At 40.5% G+C, this 15900-nt stretch carries 16 protein-coding genes; 5 read left to right on the plus strand and 11 right to left on the minus strand.

All coding sequences use genetic code 11. The features are described from left to right. Together FOF60_RS21530 and FOF60_RS21535 are read left to right on the plus strand one after the other, a co-directional pair. Complete coding sequence (locus FOF60_RS21530; RefSeq protein ID WP_192470004.1) at positions 1–1119, plus strand: GerAB/ArcD/ProY family transporter; 1119 nt, start codon at positions 1–3, stop codon at positions 1117–1119. Next, complete coding sequence (locus tag FOF60_RS21535; RefSeq protein WP_192470003.1) at positions 1109–2233, plus strand: Ger(x)C family spore germination protein; 1125 nt, start codon at positions 1109–1111, stop codon at positions 2231–2233. The genes FOF60_RS21530 and FOF60_RS21535 overlap by 11 nt, the downstream gene beginning before the upstream one ends. 78 nt (positions 2234–2311) lie before the next feature. On the opposite strand, the gene FOF60_RS21540 is transcribed toward FOF60_RS21535, so the two are convergent. From FOF60_RS21540 to FOF60_RS21570, 7 genes are all read right to left on the minus strand, one after another. Further along, the gene (locus tag FOF60_RS21540; protein ID WP_192470002.1) at positions 2312–3340 is read right to left on the minus strand and encodes a GGDEF domain-containing protein; all 1029 of its coding nucleotides are present in this window, start codon (positions 3338–3340) and stop codon (positions 2312–2314) included. Positions 3341–3638: 298 nt separating this feature from the next. After that, positions 3639–3911, minus strand: a complete 273-nt coding sequence (locus FOF60_RS24465) for a PDZ domain-containing protein (protein WP_413632780.1) — start codon at positions 3909–3911, stop codon at positions 3639–3641. Next, positions 3908–4831 carry a PDZ domain-containing protein gene (locus tag FOF60_RS21545; protein ID WP_319801547.1) on the minus strand — a complete coding sequence of 308 codons (924 nt, stop codon included), beginning with the start codon at positions 4829–4831 and terminating at the stop codon, positions 3908–3910. The genes FOF60_RS24465 and FOF60_RS21545 overlap by 4 nt, the downstream gene beginning before the upstream one ends. Positions 4832–5263: 432 nt before the next feature. Beyond that, positions 5264–6718 (minus strand): S41 family peptidase, encoded by a 1455-nt coding sequence (locus tag FOF60_RS21550; RefSeq protein WP_192470001.1) that lies wholly within the window; start codon positions 6716–6718, stop codon positions 5264–5266. 352 nt (positions 6719–7070) lie between these two features. Further along, on the minus strand, positions 7071–7286 hold the full coding sequence (locus tag FOF60_RS21560; RefSeq protein WP_192470000.1) for a hypothetical protein: 216 nt from the start codon (positions 7284–7286) through the stop codon (positions 7071–7073). A gap of 356 nt (positions 7287–7642) precedes the next feature. Beyond that, positions 7643–8479: a cytochrome c oxidase assembly protein gene (locus tag FOF60_RS21565; protein WP_192469999.1), complete on the minus strand. Its 837-nt coding sequence runs from the start codon at positions 8477–8479 to the stop codon at positions 7643–7645. A gap of 370 nt (positions 8480–8849) precedes the next feature. After that, the gene (locus tag FOF60_RS21570; RefSeq protein ID WP_192469998.1) at positions 8850–9704 is read right to left on the minus strand and encodes a peptidylprolyl isomerase; all 855 of its coding nucleotides are present in this window, start codon (positions 9702–9704) and stop codon (positions 8850–8852) included. Positions 9705–9896: 192 nt separating this feature from the next. Here FOF60_RS21570 and prsW point away from each other — a divergent pair, with 192 nt between their 5' ends. Both prsW and FOF60_RS21580 read left to right on the plus strand, forming a co-directional pair. After that, positions 9897–10535: a glutamic-type intramembrane protease PrsW gene (prsW, locus tag FOF60_RS21575; RefSeq protein ID WP_192469997.1), complete on the plus strand. Its 639-nt coding sequence runs from the start codon at positions 9897–9899 to the stop codon at positions 10533–10535. Positions 10536–10745: 210 nt separating this feature from the next. Then, positions 10746–10982, plus strand: a complete 237-nt coding sequence (locus FOF60_RS21580; protein WP_192469996.1) for a hypothetical protein — start codon at positions 10746–10748, stop codon at positions 10980–10982. 21 nt (positions 10983–11003) lie between these two features. Here the strand turns inward: FOF60_RS21580 and qoxD are convergent, their stop codons facing one another. Genes qoxD through qoxA form a run of 4 tightly spaced genes read right to left on the minus strand, consistent with a single transcriptional unit; the run spans position 11004 to position 14821 of the window. After that, positions 11004–11288 (minus strand): cytochrome aa3 quinol oxidase subunit IV, encoded by a 285-nt coding sequence (qoxD, locus tag FOF60_RS21585; protein ID WP_192469995.1) that lies wholly within the window; start codon positions 11286–11288, stop codon positions 11004–11006. A gap of 2 nt (positions 11289–11290) precedes the next feature. Then, positions 11291–11887, minus strand: a complete 597-nt coding sequence (gene qoxC / locus FOF60_RS21590) for a cytochrome aa3 quinol oxidase subunit III (protein WP_192469994.1) — start codon at positions 11885–11887, stop codon at positions 11291–11293. Between the two features lie 2 nt (positions 11888–11889). Next, positions 11890–13833 (minus strand): cytochrome aa3 quinol oxidase subunit I, encoded by a 1944-nt coding sequence (gene qoxB, locus FOF60_RS21595; protein ID WP_192469993.1) that lies wholly within the window; start codon positions 13831–13833, stop codon positions 11890–11892. Between the two features lie 58 nt (positions 13834–13891). Next, positions 13892–14821 carry a cytochrome aa3 quinol oxidase subunit II gene (gene qoxA / locus FOF60_RS21600; protein WP_192469992.1) on the minus strand — a complete coding sequence of 310 codons (930 nt, stop codon included), beginning with the start codon at positions 14819–14821 and terminating at the stop codon, positions 13892–13894. 486 nt (positions 14822–15307) lie between these two features. Here qoxA and FOF60_RS21605 point away from each other — a divergent pair, with 486 nt between their 5' ends. Next, positions 15308–15889 carry an SCO family protein gene (locus tag FOF60_RS21605; RefSeq protein WP_192469991.1) on the plus strand — a complete coding sequence of 194 codons (582 nt, stop codon included), beginning with the start codon at positions 15308–15310 and terminating at the stop codon, positions 15887–15889. Positions 15890–15900: the final 11 nt, after the last annotated feature.

Below are 15900 nucleotides of genomic sequence, written 5' to 3' on the forward strand. Positions count from 1 at the left end.
ATGAAAGTTCACATCGAGCCTAAGCCTCAAAACATGGTCAATACATTCCTGCTTATCTTCGTGATTCATTCTATGCAGGTGGGCGTTGGCATCCAGGGCTTCCAGCGGATCATCTATATGGAAGCAAGGCATGATGCCTGGATTTCCGTCATTCTTAGCGGGATTGCCACTGCCATCATAGGGTTCATTATGGTAAAAACATTAAGTTTATATGAGAATTCTGATATATATGGAATCCAATATGATGTGCTTGGAAAGTGGCTCGGCAACCTGATTAATATCTTGTTTGTCATCTATTTTCTTGGAGGCTTCCATATTATCGTTCGGAATTATGTCGAAGTTCTGCAGGCATGGGTTTTCCCTGAAGTCCCGAACTGGCTGATTGCTCTGACTCTCGTATACCTTGTTTACTATGGCTTGAATGGCGGGCTGCGGACAGTTGTGGGTGTCAGCTTTTTTAGCGTTATCCTATCTTTGTGGCTGATAATGCTGCTCGCCTACCCCTTCCAGTTCACTAACTGGGATTACTTATTTCCGATGTTTGAAGCGAAGATAACTGAAATACTAAGAGGGGCAAAGCAAATGACATTCACGGTCATCGGCTTTGAGATCATTTACGTTATCTATCCCTTTTTAAAAGAAAAAGACAGGGTCCATAAATATATGCAATATGGTCTTGGGTTCACGACTATCCTGTATCTTGCGCTCATGGTCGTCTCCCTGGCCTATTTCAGCGGCGGCCAGCTGGAACGGACAATTTGGGGTACGCTTTCCCTTTTTAAAATCGTTCGCTTTCCCTTTATTGAACGCTTTGAATACGTGGCAATCACTTTTTGGGTCTTGCTGATCCTGCCAAACCTGATGCTCTATATGTGGGCAGCCACTCGGGGAATCTCAAGGATTTTCAATAAAAAAGAACAAAAAGTAAGCTGGGTTCTCTTACTATTCATTTTCCTGACCCTGCTTTATCCGCTCAGCAGAGTGCAGATTAATCTATTTAACGATTATTTCGCGAGGGGTGCTCTCTATATTGTTTTTGCCTATCCATTACTCCTGTTCGGCGTTGTTCTGATCAAGAAGAAATTATTCGGTAAAAAGGATGAAGCCAATGCGCAATAAAATCCATAAGCTCATGATTGTAATCCTTGTGATTCTCCTTTCTGGCTGCGCTGAAGAGAAAACTCTGGAGAAAATGGGTTTGCTCACCACAGTGGGCTATGATCTTACAGAGGATAAGCAGATTCTAGCGACAATGGTTCTTCTCCAAATCGACCCGGAGGCTCCGCAAAGTTCTGTCATCCTGACGGCAAAATCGGCAACAAGTAAAGGTGCGAGAAATGAGGCAGATTTGAAAAGCCCTAAAAGGCTGCAGTCAGGGCAGCTGAGGGTAGCACTTTTCAGTGAAGAAGTTGTTCGTACAGGTCTTATCAATCTGGCAGATACACTCGCACGCGATCCATCGATTAGTGATCTTACCTATCTCGCGGTAGTTGAGGGAAGCACCAATAAGCTACTTAACCAAAAAAATGAACAATTTTCCGATATCAGCCAGCTCATTTATAAGGAATTGGATCAAAACATAAAAGGTGAAAAAATCCCATCCTCCACCCTGCAGGAAGTATTGCATGATTTCTATGCACCAGGAATTGATCCCATCCTGCCAACTTTAAAAGGTGATAATGGCATCGTTAAAATTTCCGGGATGGCTCTAATAAAGAATGATAAAATGGTTGGCAAAATCACCCCAAAAGAAGCCTTTTATTTAAAATTGGTTAATGACCGCTACGAGGCAGGAGCCATAGAGCTTGAAATTGACAAAAAAGATTTTGATCTGCCCGAGTCTACTGAATCGCCCGTCAAACTCGCAGTAGTTCTTGACACAATCCATAGCAAAAGTGACATCAACCTGATCAGCAAAGAAAACCTGCAATTCGAACTGAATGTCAAATTACAAACAAGACTGCTTGAAGTCAATCAGGCACTGGACTTAAAAAACCCCAAAGAGCTTTTGCTGCTCGAAACCAAGCTAAAAGAAAAAATTACCTCAGATATTGAAAAATTGATCAAAAAAGCACGGGAATCAGGGGCAGATCCATTCGGGTTTGGAGAGATCTATCGAAAAAGTGTCAGACAGGCCAACTTGACCACCGAGAAATGGCATGGCATGTACCCGGAAAGCAAAGTCGATGTGAAGATCGAGTTTGAGATTATGAGGACTGGAGTCGTGGAATAAAAGAAAAAAGCGGGAGCCCCGGTTTAGTGGTGCTCCCACTTTGTTAATCAGAACCCGATAGAGGGGGATAAGCTACTTCTAAATCATTGTAACTCTATTCCGCCCTTCATGCTTTGATTGATACAATCCTCTGTCCGCCCGGCTTATTAATGTATCGACTGAGTCACCCGCTCTAAACTCAGTCACCCCAAAACTTACTGTCTGTCTGCCAGCTGTTTTAAAATGGTATTCACTGATTTTTAAACGAAGTTCTTCAGCCAGCTTCAGTGCATTTTCACCGGATTGAGAGGAAATGATAATAAACTCTTCCCCTCCCCAGCGGCCAAATTGTTCATTAGGTGTCAGATTTTGTTTCACAAGTACAGCTAATTCCTTAAGGACCGAATCCCCAACTTTATGTCCGTATGTATCATTAACAGCCTTAAAATGATCAATGTCGAAAAATAATATAGATACTGGTGCTTCCTTTGTTCCCGACACTTTTTCATCCAGCCAGATGTCGATTTGATGACGGTTGGCTGTTCCTGTCAATGCATCAGTAAAAGCATTCTCTTTCATATTTTCAAAGTCTGAAAAAAGCTTAATTAATAACCGTGAGTAATAAATAATCAGGATGTAAAAAAGATAGGCTACATAAAACTGAATAACCGATATTAAATAATCCTCTGACATCTCAGGAAAATTCATTAAACCCATAACAAAGATGACCAAAAATACAGATAGGGAGAAGACAAGCCCCCGCCTAGCTCCGAGAATAAGAAAAAAGCTGAGAATCACAGCAGGAACCCACATAACTGTAACTCCAAATGCACCAGCTTTATCAGTGGCAATATAATTAAAAAAGCCATCGTATACTGTTCCTATATGCATAGCAGAAATGATTATTAATGTACCATACTCCACAAGAGGCATGAGCCTTTTGTGATATAACAGTATTAAACTGATGGTAAACCAGCAAGTCAGAACTACTGTAAGTATTAAATATTTCCCATGCCCTGGCTGGTTGAATACGAAAAGCATGTAAGAGATCATAGCCAGCAGACTGGGAATAATCATACTTAGATAGACAGTACGTTTAAAGTCCTTCAGAGAGCCCAATTTCTCCATTGTGTTTTCTCCTTTATGTCAAAAGAGACCAATCAATCACCTGATTAGTCCCATTATACCTGGAATCAGTAACTGGCTGACGCAGCCTTGGCCGGCCTAAGTTCCTTTAGTTTTGAGGCTTCATTTTAAAAAAATTTGCCGCAATATCCAATTTTAATTATACTCAATTTTCAACTGATAACTGAAGATAGTTTATATATAAGGAATAATCTATAAAAATAGAAAGTCCTTCGAGACATTATCTCCAAGGACTTTCCAGCACGCCAATTAAATTTAATAAGCTTTCAAAGAAACAAAATTAAACAACGGCACTGTCCCACTTCTTTTCACCCTGGACAAAAAGGATGCCAAGTTCGTGGTGATCGCCTTCATACAAAGCCCTCTGCACGAAGCGGATTTGCCCGTTCGTATCAAGGACTTCAAGCTTGCAATGCGCCCTGTTTCGCGACAGAGCTTCATAGAAGGTTTGTTCATCATGGACATTCGTGCCGTTGACCTTTGTGACAAGCTCGCCTACACCAAGAGCCATTTTATCGGCCGGGGATTCAGGAAGGACTCCGAGAATCATCACACCATGGTTCTTTTTCGAAAATAAAACGGCCTGCTTTCTTCCTGCATCCTTTGCATGAGCGTCAAGGCTTCGCGTCCAATCATGGCAATCGCAACAGCTACAATGGAAGCGATTGGGTACCAGTATCCCGCTGCAGCAATCAGCGTGATCAGGATACCGAGCCCAACGACGCGGCTGCCCAATTGACTGACAGCTTCTTTTGGCAGCATGCTCTGGATTTGCTGATGTAAACCGATCGCAAATGGAACGAGGATCAGTGAATATGTATTGTCGCCGAGTGCGAACACAGGCCACCATTCGAACGGCAGCGTCAGAATTTCGCCCGGAATGAGCATGAATGCCGGAACAACCCATAGTCGCTTTACCTCGTGGACACCAACCGTCTGGCCGCGCTTGCTCTTGATCAATTTAGGAGAAGTTCCCTTTTTTCCATTTCGTAAAATAAGGAAGCCTTCGCCAATCGTTAATAATGCTAACAAAATCGCAATCGATGGAAAGATTTTTTCATCAAGGCTTGAAAATAAGTCGCCTGCTAAAGGGAGATCGATTTGCCTTCCTGACAGGAAAATCAATGCGAAAAACGCTGCCCCGACTGTAAATGCAGGAGCAAGCAGTCTGACCCTTGTTGTCAGACTCAATAGCAGTGTTGCTGCAGATACTAAAACGATTGCTGCGAATGGAATCGCGATCCCCGCGGCAATGGTTATGATCGAAATGGCGAGCCCGACCAGCAATCCCAGCGGAAACAGCTGCCTGAGCTCAAAATAAGCATCCTTCGCCCTTACCGTAAAGTTTTTCCGCTCCCGCTTCACGCGCGAAACACCCAGGACAGCCGCCAAAAATAAAGAATAATAGAACACAGGGTGAAGCAGAAGCCTGCCCATCCCTTTCAAAAGTTCAATGAACCAATCCTGTGCCACCCCTATGTCACCAGCCTTCATAAATTACATGATATTAAGCTTATTCTATCAAATCTGGGTGGTAAAACCTATCAATAGTTGAGGAAACTTGATGGGATTTTTTTCTTGTGGAGCTGTTTTAGGGCTGAATCTTGGGATGGGGTCAGGAATTTGAATAATTATAGGCAGATCTAAGTGTCACTTCGGCAGTCAAGGTACTTCCAAGTATGAAATTCACCCAATTTTGAAGTGAATCCAGAGGGTTTCATTAAAAAAAGGTCGCTGGAAAAATTATTCTGTAGGTTCAACTCAATAATTGCACGTTCAGCTTTAATAATTGCACTGACATTAGCCATAATTGCACACTCAGACACATTAATTGCACGTTCATCCAAATACAAGCAAAAAAAAGCTGCACCCCATTTTAACCAATCAAATGAGATACAGCTTCTTTTATTGATTCGCCAGCAGCCTCAATGCGGTCTGCAGCTGAAGGTCGTTTTCTTCTTGTTTCATCGCTTTCCTGGCCGCGTCTTCGAGTGCGGAGGCAGTTTTTGCATCAATGACACCTGTTACAGTCATGTCATTTTTGCGCTGGAATGCTTTGACGGCGATTTCGGTCATGCCGCTGAAGTATCCATCCGTACGGCCCGGCTCAAACCCGAGCCCAGCAAGGATTTCCTGGGCATTTTTGACCTGCTCGTTATTCATGTCCAGCTTGAGCGGTTTTTCAGCCTGGATAGGATGGGTATCATAAAGCGCCGGCTGATTGACCTCGACGGTTGGCTCGATGCCTTTTTTATGGATCCAGTTGCCGTCTGGTGTCAGCCATTTGAACAGCGTCAGCTTGATATTGCTGCCATCCCCCATCGGCACAGCCTGCTGGACTGTCCCCTTGCCGAAGGTCTTTTCGCCAATGACTGGATAGCCGCCTGCTTCCTTCAATGCCCCGGCCAAAATTTCCGATGCGGATGCACTGCCGTCATCTGTCAGCACAGCAATAGGATACTGCTTCGCTTTTTCCAGATTGGAGAAGTAGCGAGTCTTATCGCCGCTACGTTCTTCGATTTGATAGAGCGGCTTCTCCTTGGAAATCAACTCTCGTAAAATTTCTTCAACACTGGAAAGCAGCCCGCCAGGATTGCCGCGTACATCGATCAGCAGCGCATCCAGCCCTTCTTTTTCAAAAGCCTTAAGCTCCTTATTGAACTCTTTGGAGGTATCTTCTGAGAACGAGGTAATCTCCATGTAACCAATCTTCTCTCCGTTCACCTTTTTCATGTCAGCATGGACGGTAATCTGCGGAATCTCATCGCGAATCACTTTAACCTTCAGTGAATCCTTCAAGCCTTTACGCTCGATTTCCAGCACTACAGGTGTCCCTTTTTTGCCGCGGATTTTCAAAGTCGCCTCATATAAATCCAATCCCTCGATACTCTCGCCATCGACCGTTAAAATCTGGTCATTTGGCTTCAAACCCGCTTTCTCTGCGGGGGAATTTTTAAAAGGAGAAACGATCACGATTTTTCCATCGACCGTACTGACTTCAGCACCAATTCCTTCAAAGGACGACTCCAGCGTCTCATTGAATTGTTTGGCCGTTTCCTTGTCCATATAGACCGAATACGGATCCTCCAGGGTGGAAAGCATCCCCTGGATCGCTCCTTCAACCAGTTTTTCTTCTTCTACCTTTTCTACGTAACTGTTAAAAATCAAACTGTATGCCTGCTCGACTTTTTCGAGACTGCTTGCATCGCCTGCCTCTGCACCTGCATGATCTTTCAGGGGCACAATCTGGCGTTCCAGCACACCTGCCTTGCTTTCGTACCATTGCATGCCGGCGTATGTACTTCCTGCACCAGTCAGCAGCGAGCCCGCCATCAAAATGGCAATCCACTTACGCTCCATTGCCAAACTCCTCCCTGTTTACCGCATCTACTGCTCCTCTGCCGTAAAAATTTCTATGATTCCCATTATATGACGAACAGGGACAGGGTATGAAGGATAAATTTAGCAGCTGATCTCGAAAGAGGTATCATCCAGTGGTGATTTGTGCCCGTTTTTTAGTACGAGCCTGAAGATTCAGTTAGCACCACAAGAATATCACACCTATCTTTAAAAACATCAAGTTTACATACTCTTCAATCATCATAAACTTTATCTGGACACCTATCCTTGCATGGCTCCTAGCAATGATTTTTTCAGGTGACAATCCTGCGTAATATATTGGATTTATCATGAAAGTTCTAGCTTTAAATTATTAATCTCTAACCCTGGCCTTTCTTATCAAAAAATAGCCAATTACATAATATATAAATGCAGACCCAAGTATAAATAGTCTGTACTCAAGCAATTGACCTTTCCCTGCATAATATTCTCCATCAATAACGGATGTAAGGAACATCCCCCCGAAAACAACCAATCCGATGATAATAAACACTTTCTTGCTGCTGAAGGGTTGGTACTCTTTTGGCATTTTTCATCCTCCTATCCATTCTTTATAATTAATGAAAAAAAGCTTGGTATTAAGGCAAATTTGAAATACTCAACCATTTCTACAAATACTGTACCTTTGAGGATTACGTCCTCAACAATTAAACTCCTCTGTACCCTAGTAGCTTATAGTGATATATTTTTACGCATTAATTATATACCATTACAGTATAGAACCAAAACAGAGTAAGAAAGGCCATCGTATGAGTACGACGGCCTTTCTTACTTGGGTAGGGACTTATATTCAAAAGGGGGTTTGATGTCCTAGCTATTTTAGAATAATATATGATTTTGCAGATATTATGCAAAAGGCATTACGAATATATTACATTTTTTCATTCACAATTCCCTCAAATTATTCAAATACTCTTCTTCATATTCTCCTAGTTTGTTTTCCAATTCATCATTCTTTTGATCCTTTGACCAGGCAAAGAAGATGAAGCCAATGACTGTCCCATATATGATTTCCTGGATGAACTTCATGAATGCGCCACCTGCTTGCTGGTCATCTAATGGGCCAATTCCAAATAATTGCGGTGCTTGCATATATGAAGTATATAGCAGGTCTTTTGAGAAAATGATTAGCGCACATGCCGGAGTGAGCAGGATGCCCATCACGCATATATAGGCTATTTTATATAACGGCTTCATCGTTCCCTTGAATTCCGCCGGAGAGACGACTGGCCACCACATAATTAGGGCCAGGACAAATAAAACAAATGTCGATAAACCCATGAAAAAGGAGTTGGTCATTAAATAATCAAAAATAAATGGAACATGGTAAAAAGAAAAAATTCCATTAAAAAGCAAAACCGCAATTACGGGTTTGGTTAAGAATCGTATTGAGCTTTGTAATACACCAACCCTGTTCAAAACTTCTCCCAGTTTTCTTTTTGGAAGACCATAAAGCAATAACGGCGGAACTGCTAGGTAAATGATCGATTGGATGACCATATGGACAGAAAAAAGATAATGGCCAATACTATATACAGGAGTCCCCATTGCTATAGCAAATAAGGCTAATCCAGTGTAGAATGAGCCTTTTTGCTTTTGCGTTAACTCCATTTTAATAGCTTGTTGTTTCCGTTGATAGTAAATGCCAACAGCAAAGCACCCAAGCAAAAGCAATATATTCCATTCATAAATAATTCCACTAATCGGGTTATGTTCCATCATTACAATTCGATTCCCCTTTGTTTCTGATCCAATCTAGCGCTTTCCCTTTTTATATGCTTTATAAAGAAAGATGCCGTAAACAATTGAAAGCGTAATAAGCACGACAATCAACAGTATAAACATTTGCATCATTTTATCACCCCTTCAGTTTCTACTGTCCAAAACAGGTTCGAGTTTTCATTTTAATTTTGATATAGTGCAGTAGTCAGTTCTCAACTTCCTATTTTTGGATTTTAGTATAAAAATTATGAAGAAAATAGAAAATGTGCAGTCTTCTATCATACTAGTAATAAACATTCACATTACGACAATAAACTCCCTAACCGGTTAGGATTGGACAGGGAGCTGATTGATTATGGCAAGTTTCGGATCAACTATCGGCCAGAATACCTTTCAAGTCTTTGTCCTTCACAACTAATCCAGCATCTTTTAGTTCCTTTTGCAAAATATCCTGTGCTTTAGATTGGTCAATTTTCGAAAGTTTCAATTGATATTCTAACTCTTTTGCCATCGCATCAAAGGATTTTTTTTCTTTTCTATCAGTTAGCTCAATGATGTGATACCCTAATGAGGACTTAACGGGATCGCTAACTTGTCTTACTTCTAATGAATAAGCTGCTTTCTCGAACGCAGGATCCATTTTTCCAATTCCAAACCAGCCAAGATCCCCACCACTTTCTGCTGAAGACTTGTCGGTGGAATATTCTTTTGCTAACTTCTCAAACTTATCACCATTTGCCAATTTACTTTTAACTTCATTCGCGGTCTTCTCATCCTTTACCAGAATATGTCTTGCTTTGATTTCTGGCTTGTAGGCATCATAGCTCTTCTTAATTTCCTGATCAGTGACTTTTATATCTTTAATTAGAGCCTTTTCCATTAAGAGTTGACTTTTCAGCACTTCTTTCAACTCATTTTCATCCTTTATACCATTTTGCATTAGTACCATTTCAAAGTTTTCACCCGTCTGGTCCTTGATTTCCTTCAATTTTCCACTTACTTCCTTATCACTTACCTTGTATTTGTTAGCAAGGACTTTTTTATAGACAAGGTCTTGCAATACTTGTTCTCCATATTTACCTTTCATGGATTCGTACAATTCTTCCTTAGTAATATTTCCGGCTTCTGTTTGTACAATCACCTCGGAGTTTGCGGGACCTGTGGAACAAGCACTTAAACTGATTATTCCTGCAGCCAACGAAATGCCAACTAGTGTTTTCTTCATTTAAATACACCTCTAAGTAGTTTAATAGTTAATGTAAGTTACTGCATGATGATTCGAAAATGAATTACCTTTAATGCTTATATGCTCATATATGCATTATGTTATACTAATCATTATAGGTCAAGTTGTTTATTGATCTTTTTAAAGCGTTTGAATGATTCAAATCTATAAAAATATCGGGAGGATGTATTGTTGCTCGCTACTATTGCTGCAGGCCTGGCACCGGGATTAGCGCTATTATGTTACTTATATTTAAAAGATAGATATGATCAAGAGCCATTATCGGTAGTGGCTAAAGTATTCTTTTCAGGTGCCTTGTTAGTTTTCCCGATCATGTTTATTCATTACGTTTTGGATACAGAAGACTTGATACCCAGTTCAATTATTGAATCGTTTATTACCGTTGGCTTACTTGAGGAATTTTTCAAATGGTTCATTTTGTACAACATGGTATACAGCCACTTGGCATTTGACAAACCTTATGACGGTATTATATATAGTTCGGCTGTTTCTCTTGGGTTCGCTTCTGCGGAGAATATCCTTTACCTGTTTGCTAATGGATTGGAACTCGCATATAGCCGTGCACTATTACCCGTTTCAAGTCATGCAATATTTGGAATTATCATGGGCTACTATTTTGGGAAAGCGAAATTCTCAAGTAGCCCGCCCCTTAGGTGGATAGTCCTGTCCCTGATCATACCCACACTACTTCATGGAGGATATACATACATCCTTCTTACAGTAGAAGATTGGCTGCTGCCTATTGTCTTTTACATGGCTTTCCTCTGGTTTTTAGGGATTAGGAAGTTTAGGCTAGCAACATTAGCCTAAAAAAATCACCATGTTTATTAGATTAGAAAGGCTCCTTCATTACTGAAGGGGCCTATTTTTAATAGAGTACATGTTCAAGACCTTCTAACAAAACATAGTATGTCGGCCGCTTTATAAGTTAATGAATTGCTTGGTTTGAATCGCATTCGTGAACAAATTTGACAATTTAGTGAATATTTTGAATAATATGTACAAAGGTGGTGAAATGAAATGACGAATGAAAAAATTCTTCAGACAGTTAAATTGCTGGGTGGAACCCTTCTTTGTATTGGAATATCGACTTTTCTCACAGGTCTTTTCGTAAGTAAAGGCGAAATTCTGGCAGCAATTGGAGCAGGCACGATTGTGGGTGCCGTTTTCATCTTCCTGATGGGGATCTTTTTTGTTGCTTCAGGAGAGGTATTGGAAAAAACACAACATAAGAATAAAAAAAGAGCGCCATTTTAGACGCCCCGTTGATTAACACATTTATTCATAACCCCATATCAGGGTAAGCAATGAACCAAAGATGGTAACTAAAGCAATGAAAACTGCGTAATAAATATTGGTGTAAATGGACGGTTTATCTTCGCTTTCACCAGCGTGCATAAACACAACCAACTGCACCGCCGCCTGGATGAAGGCTGTCACCAGCAGAATGGACATTCCAATGGTATAAGACAGATCCATGAAATAAACAGCAAGAGCCACTGCAGTGAGGATTAAAGAAAATACAAACCCCATTACTTGTTTTAAAGGAAATAAATCTTTCATGTTTACATCATTCCTTTCAAGTAGACGAAGCTGAAGATAAATATCCAGACCACATCTAGGAAGTGCCAGTACAACGAAAATATGAACGATTTATTGGCTGTTTCAGGCGTAAGACCTCGTTTCTTGATTTGCATAATGATCGCAAGACCCCAGAACAAACCAAACGTTACGTGTGCACCGTGTGTACCCAATGTAGTAAATAACGCAGCTGAAAAACCGCTAGTCTGCAGTGTCAGACCTTCATGGATATATTGTACAAATTCATAAATCTCCAAACCTATGAATCCCAGTCCTAGAATAAGAGTAATGATGAAGAAATTGATCATCGCTTTTACTCTGCCAATCCTCATAGCATGAATTCCTAAGCCAATTGTGAAACTGCTAGTCAAAAGTAATAGAGTTTGAATAATCAGGGTCGGAGCTTTAAACACTTCTTCCCCGCTTGGGCCGCTTCCGGTTCGGTCCACTAAAATAAAGTATGCAGCGAAAAGCGTTGCAAACAGGGCTATTTCCGCCCCCAGGAAAATCCAAAAACCTAAGATTTTCAACCTATTTTCTTCTGTACTATATTCAAGCGGGAGTGATTGATCGATTTTCATTTTCAGATACCTCCCAATTTCTTTTCAGTTTCTTTGATTTCCTTAACGGAAATGTAGTGGCCATGGTCCTTCTCGAAAGAACGGTATAACATACAACCAAATATCCCTAATACAGAAAGAATAGCTAGTGTCCACATGCTGAATACCATCGCGAATCCAAATACAAAGAAGAAAGCACTCAGAACAAAAGGCAACCCACTGTTATTTGGCATATGAATCTTCTTGTACTCACCCGGGAACAAGTCATGACCGTTTTTCTTTGCATCCCAGAACGCCTCAGATGAGTTCACATGAGGCACAATCGCAAAATTGTACTCCGGTACCGGACTGTGAGTAGCCCATTCAAGAGACCTTGCATCCCATGGATCAGATCCGATATTTCGAGGTGCATAGCGAGTGCTGTAATAGATATTGTATACAATCAGAGCAAATCCTATGGCGAGACCTATTGCTCCAATAAAGGAAAGTCCATTCCAAATTCCATATCCTGTCGACTCAGAATAGGTATACATGCGACGCGCTTGTCCGTCAAGACCAGAAATAAACATCGGGAAAAATGTCAAACAGACACTAATCGCGATGAACCAAAACGACCATTTTCCGATGCGTTCATTCAACATGAAACCAAAAATCTTCGGCCACCAGTATGTCATTCCCGCGATCATCGCGAATACTACACCTGGGATGATAACCAGATGGAAATGGGCCACAAGGAACATCGTATTATGATACTGGTAATCCGCACTAGCCATGCCAAGCATGACGCCTGTTACTCCACCGATTGTAAAAATCGGGATAAAGCCAAGGGAGTATAACATAGGAACCGTAAACCTGATTTTTCCTTTCCACAGTGTAAGAAGCCAGTTAAAGATCTTAACCCCTGTAGGAATTGCAATTGCCATAGTCGTTATCGAAAAAATACTATTCACAAGGGCACCCTGTCCCATCGTGAAGAAATGATGGACCCAGACGACAAAGGACAATGCCGAGATCGCCACAATCGAAACGACCATAGACTTGTATCCATATAGATTTCGGCGGGCGAAAGTCGGAATGATTTCACTGTAGATCCCGAATGCTGGCAGGATTAAAATATAGACCTCTGGATGGCCCCAGACCCAGAAAAAGTTGGCCCACAGCATATCCATGCCGCCATTTGTTGTCGTAAAGAAGTTGGTCCCAAATAAACGATCCATTGTTCCCATCGCCAATGCCACTGTTAATACCGGGAAAGCGAAAACAATTATTACATTGGTAATCAGTGCTGTCCATGTAAACATCGGCATCTTCATTAACTTCATACCTGGCGCTCTCATTTTTAAAATGGTAACAATGAAGTTAATACCTGTGATTAAAGTACCAAGGCCTGCAATTTGAATTGCAAGCATATAATAGTTCGTTCCTACTGATGGACTGAATTCATTTCCAGCGAGAGGGAAATACGATGTCCAGCCTGAATCAGGAGAACCACCTACCACGAAAGAAATGTTAAATAACATCGCTCCCATAAAATATAACCAGAAACTTAAAGCGTTCAACCGGGGAAAGGCAACATCACGTGCTCCAATCTGCAAAGGGACCACAAAGTTCATTAAAGCCATGACGAAAGCCATAGCCATGAATAAAATCATCACTACTCCGTGTGTCGTAAAAACCTCATTATATTCCTGGGCATTCAGTAATGTATTCTCAGGTATAGCAGTTTGAGCGCGCATCATCAAAGCGTCGACCCCGCCTCGGAATAACATCAGCAAAGCGGAAATGAGATACATGATGCCAATGCGTTTGTGGTCAACCGTTGTTAACCATTGCTGCCACAGATAGCCCCATTTTCTAAAATAGGTCAGCCCAGCTAAAATAGCTATAATTGTAAGACCAATGGCTACCATCGAAGCGTAAATCGTTGGGCTTGGATTCGGGACAATAAATCGATCAAAAAATTCCATACTCCTGCAACTCCTTTCAAGAAGTTTTAAGTTGTTATACTACCTTACTTATAATCTTCTAGTGATTCATATCCTCCATATCATTTTGATCCATTTCTCCATCAGGATTTTGTTTTTCATCACCATTATTATCCTTTTGAGTGCTTGCCGCTTCTTTTTTGTGATGGCCCTCTGGAGGTGGAGAGAAGGATAAATGTGTTCCTGTATAAGTTAATTGACCTAGATGGCTGGGTTTTAACAGTTCATTGAATTTTTCTTCAGTTAATGGTTTAGCAGTTTTCTTGATCTCTTCTACCCATTTCTCGTATTCAGCCTGCTTCATAGCTGTTACATTAAAGCTTTGCTCTGCGAAACCAGAACCTGTAAAATTCGCATTCCTTCCGCCGTACTCACCAGGTACGTCTACAGCTAGATTTAACTTATTAACCATATCTGCCATCGCATATTTTTGGCCCCCTAATTGAGGAATCCAAAAACTAGAAATCGGCCCATATGAATACAGACGGAACTCAATTGGTCTGTTCGTTGGGATAAAAAGATAGTTGACAGTTTCAATATTTTCTTCTGGATAGCTGAAATGCCATTTCCAATTTGAGGAAGCAGCATATATCACTAATGGTTTCTGATTTTCATAGCCTTCTGGTATCGACTCTACCTCATATGTGGATTTCACTGTAATTATTGAAAGAAAAATGACAATTATGATCGGAATCCCTACAAAGATTGATTCAATCACCTTGCTCCCTTCAATATGTGGCGGTTCATAGTTTTCACTTTGTCTAGAAGCCCTGTACTTGACTAACATGACGATGAAAAGTACAAAAACCGCAATGACAACGAACGCCATAGTCCAGATTGAAATCATGATTACATCTGCAGTTGTACGTGCTTGCGGACCTTTCGGATCAAGAACCATAAGTGGTTCACATCCCGATAGTAAGGTGAAAACACCCAGAATCAACGACAGAATCGCCCATTTCACTTTCATCGAGTTACCCCTTTCTTTAGTTGATGAGACAGTAGTTAGAATCCATGTCCAATTTATATCGCCTTATTTATGTGAATTACATCACATAGGATAACATTATAAATTGTTTTACAATCTGGAAGCATGAAAGTTAACTTAAGAGAATGAAGCTGCAAATCAAACGAATGATATATGAACATATATACATAAATTACCTAAAAGTCATTGATACATGAACACATATACATACATGTTTTCCAGAAAGAACGAACAGTTTCTAACACGGTTATAATGTTAACATACTCATCCAGCTGATAAATTTCTATTTGTGACAAATTTATGAAGGTTTTTATTTACATTTTTGTATTATTCTTTTCCTTTTACTAACTCCAAAAGAATTAAATTAGGAATCTTCACACTTTTATCACAAACAAATGGTAATAATAAAAATATTGACTGTTAATCAATTATGCTATATTTAAATTTTGAATAAAGGGAGATTAATCAATGCGGAAGACTATAGGTGTGTCCATTGCTTTAATGGTTACGTTAATACTTACAGCTTGCGGGCAAGATATAAAGGATCCTTTGAATTGGGAAATAAATGACTTCACTTTCGAAAATCAAAATGGCAAGAAAGTAGGAATGGAGGATTTAAATGGCGAGGTATGGGTAGCAGACTTTATTTTCACTAGCTGTGAAACGGTTTGTCCCCCTATGACGGCTAATATGGATATCCTGAATCAGAAGTTGAAAAAGGAAGGAATAAATAACATTAAATTTGTTTCCTTTAGTGTTGATCCTGATGTTGATACCCCTGATAGAAGAAAAGATTATATGGAGCGGTATGATATCAATCCTGATAAGTGGCACTTTTTATCAGGATACTCTCAGCAAACAATCGAAGACTTTGCTTTGAAAAATTTTAAAACTATTGTTAAAAAGCCTGAAAATGACGATCAAGTTATTCATGGCACTTCCTTTTATCTGGTTGATAAAGATGGGGTAATCGTAAAAGATTATCCAAGTCTTTCTGATGTTCCCTTCGAACAAATGATTGAGGATATTAAGATTCTATTGAACGAGTAGTCATATTTTCA

Source organism: Mesobacillus jeotgali (assembly GCF_014856545.2).
In the GTDB taxonomy this organism is placed as follows: Bacteria; Bacillota; Bacilli; order Bacillales; family Cytobacillaceae; genus Mesobacillus.